Raw genomic sequence first — 18,484 nt, 5'->3', positions numbered from 1 at the left:
CCCCCCCCTGGCCGCCCGATGCGGAAAATCAACACCCAGGACCTGCGCAACTGACAGCCCTGCCCCCAGCATCGCCCGCTCCTTGGCGACATGAAAGTCACGCCCGACTCATGGAAAGGTCCATTCCGACCGATCTGGGCAGTACCAATCGCCTAGCGCCGCCAGACCACACAACCCAGCGCGCTCAGGGCAATTGCCAGACCGGCCAGGGAATACACCCAACTGGCCGAAGCCACCGGCAGTAACACTCCCGCCAGCAACGGGCCGACACCGGCACCGATATCGCGCCACACCGCATTCGAGGCCAGGGCCTGGACCCGTCCGGCCCCCGGATTGCGCTCGGCCACCAGGGTCACCACCAGCGGCAGTTGCAAGGCCCGCAGAATCAGTACCGCGCCGGCACCAAGAATCAGCCAATGGCTGCCGAAGGCGCTCAGGGCCAGGCCGCTGAGGATCGAGAACAACAGCAACATGCGCACCACGCCATAACTGTCGGCGGCCCGACCGCCCAAGGGGCTGAGGAGCATTTCCGAGACATAACGCAGGGCCATCAATATCCCGGCGATGATCACCGCATTGCCACCCAATACGGCGGAGGCCTGCAACGACAAACCGAAGATAAACAACCCGTCCAGCGCCACGCCTTCGATAAAGGACCACATCGCGACACTGTCCGGCCGTTTGAAGCGACGCCCGGAAGGGGCTGCCAGTTCATGCCCCAGCGTCGGCAGCCCGCGCGCCACCCACAGCCCGATCAGCGCCGTGCCGCAGAGCAGCAGGAAAATCAGCCGGGGCCCGAAGTGCAGGCTCAACCAGCCGCCCACGGACAAGGCGATCATCGGGCCGATGGCAATCACTCCCCGCGAACGCCCCGCCCGGCGCGCGGCACCGCTCGGCTCCAGGGTCGCCAGCACCTGCGTCGACAGGTTCATCGCGGCAAACGACAGGCCCCAGACCAGGCGCAGCAGCAATAACCAGCCAAAGCCGGAGATCAGCGAGTTGCCCAGGGCGCAGAACGCGGCGGCCCCGGCCGCCAGCATCAGGGTCGAGCGATCGCCGTGGCGGGCGTAATAGCGCAGCACATAGCTGTAACCGAAGATCCGCACCAGTCGGTTGGCCGCCAGCAATACCCCAGCCTGGGCCAAGGTCACGCCAAAGGCCTGGGTGTTCATGGGCAACAACAGGTAAAGCAGCACGTCGCTGGGCAGGCACAAGGCGAGGACGGTGGCGGAACGGCGGGAGGCGGAGTCGGTCGGGTGGGCAGCCACGGCAGGCATCTGGGACGGGTCTCCGCAGGGGGGGAAGAAGCCTGCCAGCATGCCGGGTTGAAACAATCGATGACAATATTTTTCTGCTCTCTGATCTCCGTTCGACCATTGGGTACCCTGCTTGCGAAATAAGCCCCGGAAGCGAGCGCTTCTTGGTATCGTGTGCGCCGATTTAAATAGCCGCCTATATACTTTTTCCTTTTAGCTGCTCCGTTCATATTCAATTTTCTTTGCACAAAACAGGTTCCTCATGACCGATCCCATTCATATCAAGGATCACGAGAACGAAAAGCGCCTGGTGAACAAGCGCTTGTTGGCGTGCGGCATCCTGGTCCTGGGGCTGGCCGGCAGCCTGGTCGCCCGCCTGTATTTCCTCCAGGTCACCGAGTTTTCCTATAACTCCACCGTCTCGGAAAACAACCGCGTCCACGTCCTGCCGATCCCGCCGGAACGCGGCTTCATTCTCGACCGCAACGGCCAGGTCCTCGCCGACAACCAGCCCAGCTTCAACATGACCCTGACCCGCGAGCGCGCCGGTGACGTCGGCCAGGTGCTGGACACGGTGATGAGCGTGCTCAATCTGCCGGAAGAAGACCGGACGATGTTCACCAAGATCCTCAAACAGTCGCGCCACCCGTTCGAGCCGGTCACCCTGCTCTACGAACTGACCGAACAACAGATCGCCCTGCTGGCGGTGAACGAGTTCAAGCTGCCGGGCGTCGAGGTCGAGCCGCAGTTCGTCCGGCACTACCCGCTGGGCGACCATTTCGCCCATTCGGTGGGTTATGTCGGCCGGATCAACGAAAAGGAAAGCAAGCAACTCGACCCGGTGGAATACCGCGGCACCCAGTCCATCGGCAAGACCGGCATCGAGCGTTTCTACGAAAACGAGCTGCACGGCCATGTCGGCTACGAGGAAGTCGAGACCAACGCCCAGGGCCGGGTGATGCGGGTGCTCAAGCATACCGATCCGATTCCCGGCAAGAACATTGTCCTGAGCCTGGATATCAATTTGCAGGAAGCCGCCGAGAAGGCCCTGGGCGACCGGCGGGGCGCGGTGGTCGCCATCGACCCGAAGACCGGTGAAGTGCTGGCAATGGTCAGCAAGCCGAGTTTCGATCCGAACCTGTTCGTCACCGGGATCCGCGCCAAGGATTATTCAGCCCTGCGCGACTCCCTCGACCGCCCGCTGTTCAACCGTGCCCTGCGCGGGCTCTACGCCCCGGGTTCGACCATCAAGCCGGAAGTGGCCATCGCCGGCCTGGACAGCGGCGTGATCTCACCCTCCACCCGAGTGTTCGACCCCGGTTACTTCCAGTTGCCCAATGTCGACCACAAATACCGCAACTGGAACCACAGCGGCGACGGTTGGGTCGACCTGAACGCGGCGATCATGCGCTCCAACGACACCTACTTCTATGACCTGGCGAGCAAGCTGGGCATCGACCGCCTGCACGATTACCTGAACAAGTTCGGCGTCGGGCAGAAGGTCTCCCTGGACATGTTCGAGGAATCGCCGGGGCTGATGCCGTCCCGCGAGTGGAAACGCACGACCCGGCGCCAGGCCTGGTTCCCCGGCGAAACGGTGATCCTCGGCATCGGCCAGGGCTATATGCAGGTCACGCCGCTGCAACTGGCCCAGGCCACGACCCTGATCGCCAACAAGGGCGTGTGGAATCGTCCGCACCTGGCCCGGACCATCGGCCAGGTTGCGCCGGTGGATGAGAATCCGATTCCCAATATCGTGCTGCATGACCCCAGGCAGTGGGAGCAGGTCAACTACGCCATGCAGTTGGTGATGCACGATCCGCGTGGTATCGCCCGGGCGGCGGCGGTCGGCGCGCAGTATCGCATTGCCGGTAAGAGCGGCACGGCGCAGGTGGTGGCGATCAAGCAGGGTGAGCGTTATGACCGTTTGAAGACTTCGGAGCGCAATCGAGATAACGCCCTGTTCGTCGGTTTTGCCCCGGCGGAAGACCCGCAAATCGTGATTTCGGTGATGATCGAGAACGGTGAGGCCGGTGGTCGGGTCGCCGGTCCCGTGGTGCGGGAGATTCTCGATGCCTGGCTGCTGGACAAGGATGGCAAGCTCAAGCCCGAATATGCGCGGCCGCTCAAGCCGCATGAGGATCCGAAGGTTTAGTTGAGGCTGCCGGCCTCTTCGCGGGCAAGCTCCGCTCCCACAGGTTCGGTGTCATACGCATGCTTTGAGTCCGACTCGAACAGTGTGGGAGCGGAGCTTGTCGGGACGCCGCACCGCCGCGAAGAGGCCCTCAAGAACAACCCCACGGGTCAGGCCGCGGCACCCCGCCGATAAAACGCCAACACTGCGCCCAAGGTCATCAGCAAACCACCGGTCACCCGGTTGAATGCCCGCAGCTGGCCGCCCTGCAAGCGGCTCAACAAGCGCGCGCCGCACAGTGCGTAAAACAACATGATGCTGACATTGAGCAAGGTCAGCACCATGGCCAGCAGCGCATATTGCGGCAACTGCGGCTGCGCACTGTCGATAAACTGCGGCAGAAACGCTGACATGAACAACAACGCCTTGGGGTTGGTCAGCGCCACCACGAAACAGCGCATGAACAAACCAACGGAACGGCTCGAACCCTGCGGCACCGGCAGTTCGGCCAAGGTCGCGGGCGAGCGCAGCATCTTCCAGCCGAGCCAGACCAGATACGCCGCCCCCAGCCACTTCACCGCCTGGAACAGGGCCTCGCTGGCCTGCAGCAGAATCCCCAGGCCACAGGCCACCGCCGTCACCAGCAGCGCATCGGCCAACACCGCCCCGCCCATGCCCCAGGCCGCCGCACGCACGCCGTGGTTGGAACCGTTGTGCAACGCCAGCAGCACCGTCGGGCCGGGCATCGCAATGATCGCCGCCGAGCTGATCAGGAACAGGAGCAAGGTTGCCAGCGTCATGAAAGTCGCCTTGAAAATGAAAAATGGGCGTCATTCTGCGGCCAGCACCGCCGCGCTTCAACCGTCGGTACCCCAACCTGTCGTTTGCGCTGGACGCGGCTAAGCTGTTTCGTGATAAAACAGGCCCAAGCACTGAAGCGTTTCAGCGTCCTTTCCATCAGACAGGGTGATAGCCTCATGACCGACCAGAAGCTGCTCGACTCACTGTTTCCCGCCGCCGCGGACATCCCGGAAAAGTACCGATTCGAAGGCCCGCTGGAACAACGCGAATACCTGGTCGACGGCGCCTTGCGGACCTGGGCCGGCCCCCTTGCCCAGGTCCGCAGCCCGGTGTACCTCGCCACTGCCAGCGGCGATGAGCAAGTGATCCTCGGCAGCACACCGCTGCTGGATGCCGAGACCGCCCTCACCGCCCTCGACGCCGCGGTTCGCGCCTATGACCGCGGCCAGGGCGAATGGCCGACGATGCGCGTGGCCGAGCGCATCCAGCATGTCGAAGCCTTCCTGCGGCGCATGCGCGAGCAGCGCGAGGCGGTGGTCAAGCTGCTGATGTGGGAGATCGGCAAGAACCTCAAGGATTCCGAGAAGGAATTCGACCGTACCTGCGACTACATCGTCGACACCATCAATGCCTTGAAGGAACTCGATCGCCGCTCCAGTCGCTTCGAACTGGAACAGGACACCCTTGGCCAGATCCGCCGCGTCCCCATGGGCGTGGCGCTGTGCATGGGCCCCTACAACTATCCACTGAATGAAACCTTCACCACCCTGATCCCGGCGCTGATCATGGGCAATACCGTGGTGTTCAAGCCAGCCAAGCTTGGCGTGCTGCTGATCCGTCCGCTGCTGGAAGCCTTCCGCGACAGCTTCCCGGCCGGAGTGATCAACGTGATCTATGGCAGCGGCCGGGAAACCGTGAGCGCGCTGATGGCCAGCGGCAAGATCGATATCTTCGCCTTTATCGGCACCAACAAGGCCGCCAGCGACCTGAAGAAACTCCACCCCAAACCCCACCGCCTGCGCGCCGCCCTCGGCCTGGACGCGAAGAATCCGGCCATCGTGCTGCCCGAGGTCGACCTGGACAACGCGGTCAACGAATGCGTCACCGGCTCGTTGTCGTTCAATGGCCAGCGCTGCACCGCGCTGAAGATCCTGTTCGTGCACGAAGCGGTGGTCGAGGGTTTTATCGAGAAATTCAATCGCAAGGTGCAAAGCCTGGTGCCGGGCATGCCCTGGGACAATGGCGTGTCGCTGACGCCCTTGCCGGAAGCCAGCAAGATCGACTATCTCAATGCCCTGGTGGCCGATGCCCAGGCCAAGGGGGCCAAGGTGGTCAACCCCAATGGTGGCCAAACCCGCGCTTCGTTCTTCTACCCGGCGCTGCTCTACCCGGTGAATGCCGGGATGCGCGTGTACCAGGAGGAGCAGTTCGGCCCGGTGGTGCCCATCGTCCCTTACCGCGACCTGGAAACCGTGATCGATTACGTACTGGAATCGGACTTCGGCCAGCAATTGAGTATTTTCGGCACGGATCCGGCCCAGATCGGCCGACTGGTGGACACCTTCGCCAATCAGGTCGGGCGGATCAATATCAATGCCCAGTGCCAGCGCGGCCCGGACACCTACCCGTTCAACGGGCGCAAGAATTCGGCCGAAGGCACGCTCTCGGTGCACGATGCCTTGCGGGTGTTTTCGATCCGGACCCTGGTAGCGACCAAGTTCCAGGACAGCAACAAGGCGCTGATCAGCGATATCATCCATAACCGCGAGTCGACGTTCCTGACCACCGACTACATCTTCTGAGGTCACCCAAGCGGTGTGGTTCGCAAACCCACGCTGCCCCTGTAGGAGCCAGCTTGCTGGCGATCCAGACGACGCGGTTTGACAGGACACCGCATCGATACCATCGCCAGCAAGCTGGCTCCTACAGGGTAGCGCCGTTTTTTTATGCCAGGCCCATAGGGCTGCCGGGCGCTCTGATCTATCATTGCACCTCAGGCTGCCCGGGCCCGCCATTATTTTTATAAGAAATCCATGCCACGCATCGACCTCCGCCGATTGATCCTGTTGCTGTCGCTTTCCGTCGTCACCCTGACTGCCGGCAATCTCTTCTTCGCCAGCTATCAGACCCAGCGCAACTTCCTGATGGAACAGACCCTGGAAGCCAATCGGATCTATGCCCTGAAGTTGGCGAACAGCACCAACAACTTCCTCAAGTCGACCCAGCAGCAACTGGCCTTCAGTGCCGGGCTGCTCCCCGCGATCTGGGACCAGCCAGACCTACTGTGGCAGGAAGCGCATCGGCTGCGCCGCGAGACCGGCAGCTTCAACTCGGTGATCATCATCCGCGCGGACGGCAAGATCATCGCATCCTCTCCGCTGTCAATGAACCTGACCGGCACCGCTCCCAACAGCGAGGGCTTTCGCCAGGCCAGCGCGGTGCGCCAACCCTATATTTCAAGCCCCTATGTCGGGGCCAACAACCACCTGATGATCCAGATCTCGCATCCGATCTTCGACGGTGACGGCAACTACCTGGGCTACCTGGGCGCCGGTATCTATCTCAACGAACCGAATATCCTGCACTCGCTGCTGGGCGAGCAATATTACCGTGACGGCTCCTACCTCTATGTAGTCGATACCCAGGGCCGACTGATCTATCACCAGGACCCGGCGCGGATCGGCGACACGATCAAGGGCAACCCGGCCATCGACGCGGTGATCGCCGGCGAGACCGGCAGCCTGCGGTTGCACAACTCCAAGGGCGTCGACATGCTCACCGGGTATGCGCCGGTACCGCGGATCGGTTGGGGCGTGATCAGCCAGCGACCGACCTCCGTCACCCTGGAGGGCCTGCAACGGCTGATGCTGGAAGTGGCCGGGTATGCCGTGCCACTGTTGCTGCTGTCACTGCTGGGCATCTGGTGGATTTCGACGCTGATCAGCAAACCGCTCTGGCAACTGGCCAATACCACTCAGTATTGGGGCTCCTCCACCGCCGCCCAGTCGGTGAGCAAGGTCAAGGCCTGGTACTACGAGGCCGCACAGTTGAAGAACACCATGCAGAAGGCCCTGATGTCACTGCACCAGCAACTGGGCCGGCTCAACCAGGAAAGCGTCACCGATCCGCTGACCGGCCTGACCAACCGGCGCGGCCTGCAATTGATCCTCGACGACTGGGAAAGCCGCCAGCAGCCGTTTTCGCTGATCGCCCTGGACATCGACCACTTCAAGCAGGTCAACGACAGCTACGGGCACAGCGCCGGCGACCTGGTGCTGCAACACCTGGCCCAGCAGATCCGTCGCCACTCCCGGGAAAGCGACGTGCTCTGCCGCCAGGGTGGCGAAGAGTTCCTCATGCTGCTACCCGCTACCCCGCTGGCCCAAGCGACCCTGGTGGCCGAGCGTTTGCGCACGGCGATGGCCTACACCGAAAGCCCGAACGGCATTCCGGTGACCATCTCCCTGGGTGTGGCCGGCTGGCCGCAGGGTGGGCAGACCGTGGCCCAGGTCCTCCAGGCGGCGGACCAGGCCCTCTATCGGGCCAAGGATCGCGGACGCAACCGGGTGGTGCGTGGCGATGATGAGACCCCGCCGGATGCGCCGAACAGTTAGACTGCCCCCCCTGGCGACACGCATCGGACCGCCGTCCCAGGCCACGAACACCCGACGCTTTCGGGGATTTCTTTCGAGATTGACCACCAGCATGACCTTCAACTTCGACACCCTGATCGACCGTCGCAACACCGGCAGCACCAAGTGGAGCCGCTACCCGGCCGACGTCCTGCCCATGTGGGTGGCCGATATGGACCTGCCGGTGGCGAGTGCGATCACCCAGGCCCTGCAGCAGCGCCTGGAACATCCGCAACTGGGTTACAGCGTGGCCCAGGACGCCCTGCGCCAGGCCATCGTCACCGATCTCTGGGCCAAATACGCCTGGCGCGTGCTGCCCCAGGAGCTGATTTTCCTGCCGGGGGTCGAGCCGGGTTTCAACATGGCGTTGCACGCCTTTGTGCAACCGGGCCAGAACGTCGTGGTGCAGACGCCGAACTACCGCCCGCTGCGTCTGGCGCCGGGGCACTGGAACCTGCCGAAAGTCGAACTGGCGTTCGAGCGTGACGCCCAGGGGGACTACGTCACCCCCTTCAATGCCCTGCGCAACGCCTTGCACGGCGGCGGTGCGTTGCTGCTGAGCAACCCGCACAACCCGCTGGGCAAGGTCTTCCCACGGGAAGAACTGCAACAGGTGGCGGATATCTGCCTGGAACAGAGCGCGCTGATCATCAGCGACGAAATCCACGCCGACCTCTGCTTCGACGGCCGTCGTCATGTGCCGATCGCCGCCCTGAGCGCGAAGATCGCCAAGCGCACCATCACCCTGATGTCAGCGAGCAAGGCCTATAACATCGCCGGGCTGAAGACCGCCTATGCCATTATCCAGGACCCGCTGATACGCGAGCGTTTCAACGCCTCCCGCCTGGGAATGGTCGACAGCGTCAACACCCTGGGGCTGGAGGCCACCTGCACGGCCTACACCGAGTGCGCTCCGTGGCTCAAGGGTCTGGTGGAGTACCTGCAGGCCAACCGCGACTACCTGCAACACGCGGTGGAAACCCGGCTGCCGGGCGTGGTCCTGCACCCGGCGCAGGGCACCTACCTGGCCTGGCTGGATTGCAGTGCGTTGGGGCTGGCGGACCCATACCAGTTTTTCCTCGACGAGGCCAAGGTGGGCTTGAGCGCGGGTATCGAATTCGGCGACGACGCGAAGCAGTTCGTGCGTTTGAACTTCGGTTGCCCGAGAGCATTGCTGGAGGAAGGTATCAGTCGGATGGAGCAGAGTTTGCGCCGACGCTGAAAGCGCGATGCGAAAACACCGTCACATCCAATCTGATATCTGATGTAGGAGCGAGCTTGCTCGCGATGGTCGTCCAGACACCGCTGGGTATCAGATGCCCCGCGTTATCGTTGACCTCCATCGCGAGCAAGCTCGGCTCCTACAGGTACAAGGTCAGGCGTGTTTGTTCAGGCGCGGCTTGGCCTTGGGAAAATACGGTGGTTTGACCAGCAGCGTCGGCGCGGGCTTCACGGCCTTCGCCGCTACCACCTCGACCGGCGGCTCCCCGCCAAACTCCGCGACATAAGCAGTCTGGCCGCAACGCAGTCGATTGTTGATGGGAAACTCGTCCCCGTTGTCGTAAATGTACACGTCCTTCATAGCCATCTCCTTCTCAACATAATTGATCCCTGCCAGCAAACGCCTGCAGGCTTCAAAAATATTGAGCGTAGCCGATCAATAGCGATTGGCAGACGCTGGCGCAAGGTTCCGACGAATGACCACCCGGTCACGAAATTTACATTTTCCTGACCAGGGCTTTCACGCCGATTTCACTTGTGCACGCCTAGGATCGGCTCACTCCTCGCTTCAATCCCATTCGGCTCGCCTTTGTCGCGAGCTTTTTTTTGCCCGCGCAACCGGTCGAACCACAGGTAGACCACCGGGGTGGTGTAGAGCGTCAGCAGCTGCGACACCGCCAACCCACCGACAATGGCGATCCCCAAGGGCTGGCGCAGTTCCGAACCGGCGCCGTGACCAAACGCCAGCGGCACGGCACCGAGCAGCGCCGCCAGCGAGGTCATCAGGATCGGCCGCAGGCGCAGCAGACAGGCTTCATGCACCGCCTCGCGGGGCGCCATACCGCCGCGCTCGGCCTCCAGGGCGAAGTCGACGATCATGATCGCGTTCTTCTTGACGATCCCGATCAGCAAGATGATCCCGATCATGCCCAGCACCGACAGGTCCTGCCCGCAGATGATCAACGCCAGCAAGGCGCCGAAACCGGCCGAAGGCAAGGTGGAAATAATCGTCAGCGGATGGATGGCGTTTTCATAGAGCACGCCGAGGACGATATAGACCGTCAGGATCGCCGCCAGGATCAACCAGGGTTGCGACTTGAGCGAATCCTTGAACGCCTGGGCGGTGCCCTGAAAACTCCCCGACACCGTGTCGGGCAGGCCTACCGCCAGCGAGGCCTTCTCGATGGCGTTGACCGCATCGCTCAGGGCCTGCCCGGGGGCCAGGTCGAACGACAGGGTAATGGCCGGGAACACGCCCTGGTGGTTGATGACGATCGGCGCCAGCTCGTTGCGGACACTGGCCAGCATATCCAGCGGCACCATGCCCCCGCTGGTCGAACGCACATACAGGTGCTTGAGGGTGTCGATGGACATCTGCCAGTGCGGATCGAGTTCGAGAATAACGTGGTTCTGGTCCAGCTGGGTGAACATGGTCGCGATCTGGCGCTGGCCGAAGGCGTCATAGAGCACGTCGTCGATCGCCTGCACATTGACGCCAAGACGCGCCGCCGACGGTCGGTCGATCACCAGGGTGGCCTGAGGCGCGGCGCGCTGCTGGTCGGAGGTGACGTTGCGCAATTGCGGCAACTGCTTGAGGCGCTCGAGCAACAGCCCGCTCCAATGGTCCAGCTCCTGGCTGTCCGGGTCCTGCAAGGTGTACTGGTATTGGGTCTTGCTGGCGCGGCCGCCGATCTGGATATCCTGGTTGGCCTGCAGGAACAGCTTGATGCCCTGGACCTTGTCGAGGGCCGGCTGCAAGCGTGCGATCACCTGTTGGGCACTGACGCTGCGCTGATCGAAGGGCTTGAGGTTGACCATCACCCGGCCCTGGCTGACCGTCGGGTTGGGGCCGATCCAGAAATAGGCCTTGGCCACCGCCGGATCGGCGCTGACGATATCGGCCAGCAGCGCGACCCGTTGGCGCATGGCGTCCGGCGAAATGTCCGAAGCGGCTTCGGCGACCCCCTGGATCAACCCGGTGTCCTGCTGCGGGAAAAAGCCCTTGGGGATATACAGGTAGAGCATCGCCGTGGCGACGAAGGTGGCGACGGCCACCGCCAGGGTCAGGCGCTGGTGATCGAGCACCCACTCCAGGCTGCGCCGATAGCCCTCGTGAATCCGCTTGTAGACCGCCTCGCAGGCGTCGCCGAAACGGCTCGGACGCGAGTCGTGCTCCGGTTTGAGCAACCAGGCGCAGAGCATCGGCGTCACGGTCAGGGAGACCACGCCGGACATCAGGATCGCCACGCTGACCGTCACCGCGAACTCGCGCATCAGCCGCCCGACGATACCGCCCATCAACAGGATCGGCAGAAACACCGCGATCAGCGACACGGTCATCGAGACAATGGTGAAACCCACTTCACGCAAACCGTCCACCGCCGCCTGGATCCGCGACTTGCCCATCTCCAGGTGGCGAACGATGTTTTCCATGACCACGATGGCGTCGTCCACCACAAAACCGACGGCAATCGCCAGGCCCATGATCGACAGGTTGTCCAGGCTGTAGCCCAGCAGGTACATCACGGCAAAGGTCGCCACCAGCGACAGCGGGATGGTCAGGGTCGGGATCAGGGTCGCGGTGGCCTTGCGCAGGAACACGAAGATCACCACGACCACCAGGGCGATGGACAGCAGCAGGGTGAACTGCACGTCGTTGACCGAGGCGTTGATGGTCTGGGTGCGGTCACCGACCACCTGGACCTGGACGTCCCGCGGCAAGGACGCGGTCAGGGCCGGCAGGCTGGCCTTGATATTGGCGATGGTCGACAGCACGTTGAAGCCCGGCTGCTTGTGGATGTCGACGATCACCGTCGGCTGGCCGTCGATACCGGCGGCCTGCTGGGTGTCCTCGGCGCCATCGATGACCCGGCCCAGATCGCCGAGTTTGATCGGCACCCCGGCCTTGTAGGCCACCACCTGCTCGCGATAACCCTTGGGGTCGAGCAACTGGTCGGTGGCATTGAGGGTCACCGAGCGGTACTGGCCGTTGAGGTTGCCCTTGGGTTGATCGAGGGTACTGAGGCCGACGATGCTGCGCACGTCCTCCAGGGTCAGGCCCCGGGCCGCCAGGGCATCCGGGTCGATCTGGATGCGCACCGCCGGCTTCTGCTCGCCATGGAAATCCACTAGCCCCACGCCCGGCATCTGCGACAGGCGCTGGGCCAGGTAGTTGTCGGCGTAGCGATCGAGCTCCGGCAAGGTCCGCGTCGGCGAGGTCAAGGCCAGGGACAGCACGGTGAACTCCGCCGGGTTGACCTTGTTGAAGGTCGGCGTGCTGGTCATGGTTTTCGGCAAGGTGGAGCTGGCGGTGTTGATTGCCGTCTGCACGTCCTGGGCCGCGCCGTCGATATTGCGCGACAGGTCGAACTGCAGGACGATCTGGGTCTTGCCCGAGGAGCTCGAAGAGGTCATCGAGGTGACCTGCGGCACCGCCGCGAAGGCTCGCTCCAGTGGCGTCGCCACCGAGGTCGCCATGGTCTCGGCACTGGCCCCGGAGAGCTTGGCAGTGACCTGAATGGTGGGAAAATCCACCGTCGGCAACGGCGCCACCGGCAGTTGGAAATAGGCGAAGATGCCCAGCAGCATCACCCCCAGGGCCAGCAGGCACAGCCCGGTGCGGCGCTGGATCAGCCCGGCGAGCAGGTTCATGGCTTGCCTCCGGTGCTGCCGGTCAATGCCAGCTCAGGGGCCGCCGGATCCGATTCCAGGCTGATCGGCTTGACCTTGAGTCCGGGGGCAATCCGCGACTGCCCCTGGACCACCACCACTTCACCTGGCGCCAGGCCGTCCTTGATCCACTGTTGCCCGTCAACCACCGTCGCCGCCGTGACCTGCCGTGGCTCGACCCGCTGGTCGGCATTGACCACGTAGACGAAGTCCCCCTTCTGCCCTTGCTGCACGGCATTGGCCGGTACCACGGTGGCGGCCTTCTGGGTATTCACCAGCAGGCGTGCCCCCACCAGTTGGCCAGGCCAGAGTTGTTGGCCCGCGTTGTGGAATTGCGCCTTGAGCTGGATCTGTCCGCTGGCGGCGATCACCTGGCTGTCGATAAAACTCAGGTAACCGGTGGCCAACTGTCGATGGCCGTCGCGGCTCATGGCGAACACCTGCAAGGGCGCCACGGCGTTTTCCTTGAGGATCCGCGCCAGGTCGTCCTGGGACACCGCGAAGGCCACCGAGATCGGGTCCATCTGCGTCAGGGTCACCAAACCGGTGGCATCGGCGCCGTGGACAATCGAACCGACATCCAGCAGGCGTTGCCCGGTGCGGCCGGTGAATGGCGCGTCGATCCGGGTAAAGGCCAGTTGCAGGCGGGCATTCTCCAGCGCCGCCTGGTCGGCCTGGACCGTGGCCTGCTGGGCCGCCAGTTGCGCGCGGTAGGTGTCGACATCCTGGGTCGGGCCGGCCTTGGCCGCCGCCAGCTTACTGGCCCGGTCAAGATTGACCTTCAAATTGGCAAGCTGCGCCTGGTCCTTGCTGACCAACGCCTGCGCCTGGGCCACCTGGGCCTGGTACACCCGCGGGTCGATCTGCGCCAACTGGCTGCCGGCGTTGACCATCTGGCCTTCGGTGAACAGGACTTTCTGCAGCTCGCCGTCGACCCGTACCCGTACATTGACGGTGTTGAGGGGTTGGACATTGCCGATGGCGTCGATCCAGATCGGCAGGTCCTTCTGCCCCGCCGCCTGCATCACCACCGGGATGGCGCTATCAACAGGGGTTGCCGGTGCCGCCTGGGCGCGGTCGATCCACTGGGTTTTGATCAACAACGACGCGCCGAACAGGGCCACGACCAGCAGGCCGAGGCGCAGACGACGATGTTGGGATGGCGCCTGGGGTGAATGCTTCATGGCTGAACGACCTGAGAGAGAGAAGAAGATGTGGCGGCAGCCAGGGTTGGCGCGCTGAAGTCGCCGCCGATGGCGCGGAACAGGCCGACGGCGGCCTGCAAATGCTGGAGGCGCACCTGCAACAGGCTGTCTTCGGCCTGGTACTGGGTGCGCTCGACCACCAGCAGCGTCTGGAAATCGGTGGAGCCGAGCCGGTAGCGAACCTGGGCCAGGCGTGCGGCCTCACGGGCCGAGCCGACGGCGGCCTGGTTCAAGGCATAGGCCTGGTCCAGTTGCCGCGCGGCGCTGAGCTGGGTTTCCACGTCGCGCAGGGCTTCGATGATCGAGGCCCGATAGCTGGCGGTCAGCTCCTGCACATGGGCCTGGTCGGCGTGCAGTTGCCCGGTCAGTTGGCCGCCGCTGAACACCGGCTGGGCCAGGCTACCGACCATGCTCCAGATATGCCCGCCGGCCAGGGTGTCGATACCGCCGAGCAGGTCCAGCGAAAGGTTGGGCAGGAACGCCGCCCGGGCCACGCCGACGTCGAAGTTGGCCGACACCAGGCGGGCCTCGGCGGCCTGGATATCCGGGCGTTGACGCACCAGGCCGACGGGCAGGCCGACCTTGGGTTGCGGCACCTGGAGCGTGTCGAGCCCGCTCTGCTGGACCTTGAAACCTTCCGGTGGCACACCCACCAGCGTCGCCAGTTGGTACTGCGCCGCGTCGAGTTGCTGTTGCAACAACGGCACGGCGGCCTGGAAGGTTTGCTGGGCATTGCGCTGCTGTTCGACTTCCAGACTCGACACCGCGCCCTGGCTGGCCTGCACCTGTACCAGGTCGAGGACCTGGCTGGCATCGGCGGCAATGGACTGGGCCAGGCGCACGCGCTCTTGCAGCGAGAGAACCTGGAAATAGGTGTCGGCGATACTGGCACCGAGGGTCATGCGCAGGGTCTGGGCATCGAACTGGCTGGCGTTGGCCAGGGCCTGGGAGGAATCGGCCGTGGCGCGCTGCTTGCCCCAGAAGTCCACCTCATAGGTGGCTTCGGCGAAGACGCTGGTTTTTTTCGTGCTGCCGTAGTTGTTCTGGCGCTGGTAGCTGCCGCCCAGGGACAGGTTGGGGTATTGCCCGGCACCGGCCACCTGGGCGATGGCCCGGGCCTGGTCGACCCGGCTCACGGCGGCCTTGAGGCTGTAGTTGTCGTTCAGGCCACGGGCAATCAGGCCATCGAGCTCGGCGCTGTGGAACTCACGCCACCAGGGTCCGCCCGCGGCGTCAGCCGAGGTCGCGGACGGGTCCTTGGCCGACCACTGCGGGGCCAGGGGCAAGGCCGGCGCCTGGTAATCCGGCACCAGCGAGCAACCGCCCAGCAGCGTCAAGCCGACCAGGGCCAGGGCCCGGAACAGTCGGCTTGGGGCATGAGGTGGATGAAAAGCCTCGATTTTCGGCGTGAGCAGCATCTACGGGATATCTCCAGAACCTGTGTGGCAGAGCCATCGATCAGATTCCGAAGCTATCAGGCAGAGGCCCGCGTCCCGTTCCTCCAAAGCTAAATTTTAGTTTAGGTAAATATCATGTGAACGCGGTTCCTTGTAGGAGCCAGCTTGCTGGCGATGGACGTCAACGATAACGCGGGGCATCTGATACCCAGCGGAGCCTGGACGACCATCGCGAGCAAGCTCGCTCCTACAGAGGCGGCGTTGACCGCAGTGGCGCATCAAGGGGGTCTTCGTCGTCCTGTAGCAACCGGTACCCGACCCCCGGCACGGTCTGGATCAACGAATGGCTGAACCCGGCGTCCAGTTTGCGACGCAACCGATAGATGTGTTTATCGATCACGTTGTCGATGGGGTCGAAGTCATAGTCCCAGGCACTCTCCAGCAACATGCTGCGGGTCACCACCTCATCGCAGTGACGCATGAGCTTTTCCAGGATCAGCGACTCGCGCTGCTGCAGGACGATAACCTGCCCTTCGCGGGTGGCGGTGCGCGCGGCGCAATCCAGTTGCAGACTGCCGACCCGCAAGGTCCGCGACAATCCCAGCACCGGGTCACGGCCACGCTGCAAGGCTTCCAGCCGGGCGAGCACCTCGACGAAGGCATAGGGCTTGGCCAGGTAGTCGTCACACCCGGCGCGCAAACCTTCGACCCGCTGGGTGGTGGAGTCCAGGGCACTGAGCATCAGCACCGGCGTGCGCAGGCCCTGGCGGCGCAGTTCCTGGACCAGCGCGAGACCGTCCAGCCCCGGCAGCTTGCGGTCGACGATCAAGGCGTCGTAGATCCCTTCCAGGGCCATGTCCAGGCCACTGCGACCATCGGCGACGGTATCGGCGACGTGCCCGCTTTCGTTGAGGCCGCGCACCAGGTAACTGGCCGCTCGGGCGTCATCCTCGATGACCAGGATTCTCAAGACCGGCTCCGAGCCGACTCAGCTAAACTTTTTTTCATATTGACGCGACCTTTCAGATAAACCCGGTTTGGCACACTATGCCGGTCGACAAGCCAACCACGACGCACTGACCAGCCAGGCTCCCCGGGGGCAGTGCAAGACTACCACCCTCTCTCATTCTGCGAAGTGCCCATGACCCATGTTCTGGTCGTCGAGGACGACCCCGCCACTGCCCGGGAGATCGAAGCCGCCCTGCAAGACCACGGCTTCGACGTCACCCACGTTGATAACGGTCGGGACGGCCTGGTGCGCGCCATCAGCGACAGTTTCGACGTCATCGTGCTCGACCGCATGCTACCCGGCGCCCTCGATGGCCTGGGCATGCTCACCGCCCTGCGCGCCTCGGGTATCGCCACGCCGGTGCTGATCCTCAGCGCCCTCAGCGCGCTGGACGAACGGGTTCGCGGCCTACGGGCCGGCGGCGACGACTACCTGACCAAGCCCTTCGAATTTATCGAACTGACCGCGCGCCTGGATGCCTTGAGCCGCCGCCGGGTCGCCCCCAGCGAAGAGCGGGTCAACCGCCTGCGGGTTGGCAATCTGGAGCTGGACCTGCTCAAGCGCAGCGTCAAGCGCGGTGAACGGTTGGTGGAGCTGTTGCCCCGGGAATACGCCCTGCTCGAATACCTGGCGCAGCACGCGGAGCAGGTGGTGACGCGGACCATGCTGTTCGAGGCGGTGTGGAACTACGCCTACGACGAACGCACCAATGTCATCGAAGTGCATTTGGGCCGTTTGCGCCGCAAGGTCGATGGCGAAGGCGAAGAACCGATGATCCATACCATTCGCGGGGCCGGTTATGTTCTCCGTTCACCTGCGTGAAATCCCCCGCACCATCAGTTTCCGTACGGCGCTGATGTCCCTGGCGCTGTTCAGTTGCTCGTTCCTTGCGCTGTTCGGTTACCTCTATTGGCAGACTGCCGGCTACTTGATGGCCGAGGTCGATACGGCCCTCTATCGGCAGATCGACAACCGCAGCGCACAGCCCGAAGAGCTACGCCTGGCGGAAATCCGCAAGCATTCCGAACAGGACATCGACGGTCGGGTCCCCCACGGTATCTACGACGCCAAAGGCCAACTGATTGCCGGGGCGGTCAGTGAAATGCCGGCTTTCAAGGGCTATGACAAGCCCAACGAATTCTACTGGGAAAAGACCCGCAGAAAAGACCGCCCGATCCGCTTCATGATGCATCGCCTGGACAATGGCCAGACCCTGATGGTGGCTCAGGATATCCATGACATCCGCGAGTTCGATGAGTTGCTGGTCAATGCGATGGTCTCCGGCGGCTCGTTGCTGCTGCTGGTGGGTTTGCTCGGGGCGGTCGGGCTGGGCTACTCGGCGCGCCGACGGCTGGATGTGCTGACCCGCGCCATCGAACGGATCGTCAAGGGCGACCTCAACGAACGCCTGCCGACCCGCGGCAACCGTGACGATATCGACCGTATCGCCACGGTGGTCAACCAGATGCTCGACGAGTTGGAACGCCTGATGAGCGAGGTCAAGGGCGTCTGCGACGATATCGCCCACGATTTGCGCACGCCCCTTACCCGCTTGCTCGCGGGCCTGGAACGGGCCCAGCGCCGGCACCTGCGCGAAGACGAATACGCGGCAGCCATCGACAACGCCATTGAGGATGCCCAGGGGTTGCTGTCGACCTTCCGCGCCCTGCTGCGGATTTCCGAGATAGAAGCCAGTGCCCGGCGCAGCAGCTTTGCCGAGATCGACCTGAACCGCATCGCCGCCGATGCAGCCGAGTTCTTCGAGCCGCTGGCCGAAGAGCGTGGCATCGAGTTGACTTTGAGCGGCACGCCCGAGCCCTGCCTGATCTTCGGCGATGCGCAGCTGCTGTTCGATGCGACCTGCAATCTGCTGGACAATGCCATCAAGTTTTCGCCTGACCATAGCCGGGTGCAGGTGGCGGTGATGGATGCCCCGGACAGACGCGGACTGTGCGTGGTGGATAATGGTCCGGGGATTCCCGAAGCCGAGCGCGAAGCGGTGTTCCGCCGGCTGTACCGTTCCGAATCCAGCCGGCATACGGCGGGCAACGGACTGGGGCTGAGCATGGTGGCGGCGGTGGCCCGGCTGCATGACATGCGCCTTGAGGTGCAGGATGCGCAGCCGGGTTGCCGGATCGAGTTGATTGTCAGTGCCTGAAA

At 63.6% G+C, this 18,484-nt stretch carries 13 protein-coding genes; 6 read left to right on the top strand and 7 right to left on the bottom strand.

Annotated elements, in window-relative coordinates; genetic code table 11:
* Positions 1-152 precede the first annotated feature (152 nt).
* Positions 153-1,277: an MFS transporter gene (locus tag AC07T0_RS14660; RefSeq protein ID WP_495001865.1), complete on the bottom strand. Its 1,125-nt coding sequence runs from the start codon at positions 1,275-1,277 to the stop codon at positions 153-155.
* Between the two features lie 241 nt (positions 1,278-1,518).
* Between AC07T0_RS14660 and mrdA the strand changes: the two genes are divergently transcribed.
* A complete protein-coding gene (mrdA, locus tag AC07T0_RS14655) occupies positions 1,519-3,411 on the top strand; it encodes a penicillin-binding protein 2 (RefSeq protein ID WP_495001864.1) in 1,893 nt (630 codons plus the stop codon).
* A 149-nt stretch (positions 3,412-3,560) separates the two neighbouring features.
* On the opposite strand, the gene AC07T0_RS14650 is transcribed toward mrdA, so the two are convergent.
* Positions 3,561-4,190, bottom strand: a complete 630-nt coding sequence (locus tag AC07T0_RS14650) for a LysE family translocator (protein WP_495001863.1) — start codon at positions 4,188-4,190, stop codon at positions 3,561-3,563.
* A 177-nt stretch (positions 4,191-4,367) separates the two neighbouring features.
* Between AC07T0_RS14650 and AC07T0_RS14645 the strand changes: the two genes are divergently transcribed.
* From AC07T0_RS14645 to AC07T0_RS14635, 3 genes are all read left to right on the top strand, one after another.
* On the top strand, positions 4,368-5,993 hold the full coding sequence (locus tag AC07T0_RS14645; protein ID WP_495001862.1) for an NADP-dependent glyceraldehyde-3-phosphate dehydrogenase: 1,626 nt from the start codon (positions 4,368-4,370) through the stop codon (positions 5,991-5,993).
* 231 nt (positions 5,994-6,224) lie between these two features.
* A complete protein-coding gene (locus AC07T0_RS14640; protein ID WP_495001861.1) occupies positions 6,225-7,805 on the top strand; it encodes a sensor domain-containing diguanylate cyclase in 1,581 nt (526 codons plus the stop codon).
* Between the two features lie 91 nt (positions 7,806-7,896).
* Complete coding sequence (locus tag AC07T0_RS14635; RefSeq protein ID WP_495001860.1) at positions 7,897-9,045, top strand: MalY/PatB family protein; 1,149 nt, start codon at positions 7,897-7,899, stop codon at positions 9,043-9,045.
* A 153-nt stretch (positions 9,046-9,198) separates the two neighbouring features.
* Here the strand turns inward: AC07T0_RS14635 and AC07T0_RS14630 are convergent, their stop codons facing one another.
* From AC07T0_RS14630 to AC07T0_RS14610, 5 genes are all read right to left on the bottom strand, one after another.
* Positions 9,199-9,405 (bottom strand): hypothetical protein, encoded by a 207-nt coding sequence (locus tag AC07T0_RS14630; protein ID WP_495001859.1) that lies wholly within the window; start codon positions 9,403-9,405, stop codon positions 9,199-9,201.
* A 170-nt stretch (positions 9,406-9,575) separates the two neighbouring features.
* Positions 9,576-12,695, bottom strand: coding sequence for an efflux RND transporter permease subunit (locus tag AC07T0_RS14625; RefSeq protein WP_495001858.1), 3,120 nt, complete (start codon positions 12,693-12,695; stop codon positions 9,576-9,578).
* Positions 12,692-13,897 (bottom strand): efflux RND transporter periplasmic adaptor subunit, encoded by a 1,206-nt coding sequence (locus AC07T0_RS14620; RefSeq protein WP_495001857.1) that lies wholly within the window; start codon positions 13,895-13,897, stop codon positions 12,692-12,694. Before AC07T0_RS14620 ends, AC07T0_RS14625 begins: the two co-directional genes overlap by 4 nt.
* A complete protein-coding gene (locus AC07T0_RS14615) occupies positions 13,894-15,336 on the bottom strand; it encodes an efflux transporter outer membrane subunit (protein WP_495001856.1) in 1,443 nt (480 codons plus the stop codon). Before AC07T0_RS14615 ends, AC07T0_RS14620 begins: the two co-directional genes overlap by 4 nt.
* Positions 15,337-15,562: 226 nt before the next feature.
* Positions 15,563-16,285: a response regulator transcription factor gene (locus tag AC07T0_RS14610; RefSeq protein WP_495001855.1), complete on the bottom strand. Its 723-nt coding sequence runs from the start codon at positions 16,283-16,285 to the stop codon at positions 15,563-15,565.
* Positions 16,286-16,456: 171 nt separating this feature from the next.
* Between AC07T0_RS14610 and AC07T0_RS14605 the strand changes: the two genes are divergently transcribed.
* Together AC07T0_RS14605 and AC07T0_RS14600 are read left to right on the top strand one after the other, a co-directional pair.
* Positions 16,457-17,146: a response regulator transcription factor gene (locus AC07T0_RS14605; RefSeq protein ID WP_495001854.1), complete on the top strand. Its 690-nt coding sequence runs from the start codon at positions 16,457-16,459 to the stop codon at positions 17,144-17,146.
* Positions 17,124-18,482, top strand: a complete 1,359-nt coding sequence (locus tag AC07T0_RS14600; RefSeq protein ID WP_495001853.1) for a sensor histidine kinase — start codon at positions 17,124-17,126, stop codon at positions 18,480-18,482. The genes AC07T0_RS14605 and AC07T0_RS14600 overlap by 23 nt, the downstream gene beginning before the upstream one ends.
* Positions 18,483-18,484: the final 2 nt, after the last annotated feature.

This window comes from Pseudomonas sp. GW821-FHT04D07, assembly GCF_059420225.1.
Note: the sequence above shows the minus strand (reverse complement) of the source record. Positions and strands in the feature narration are given on the sequence as shown.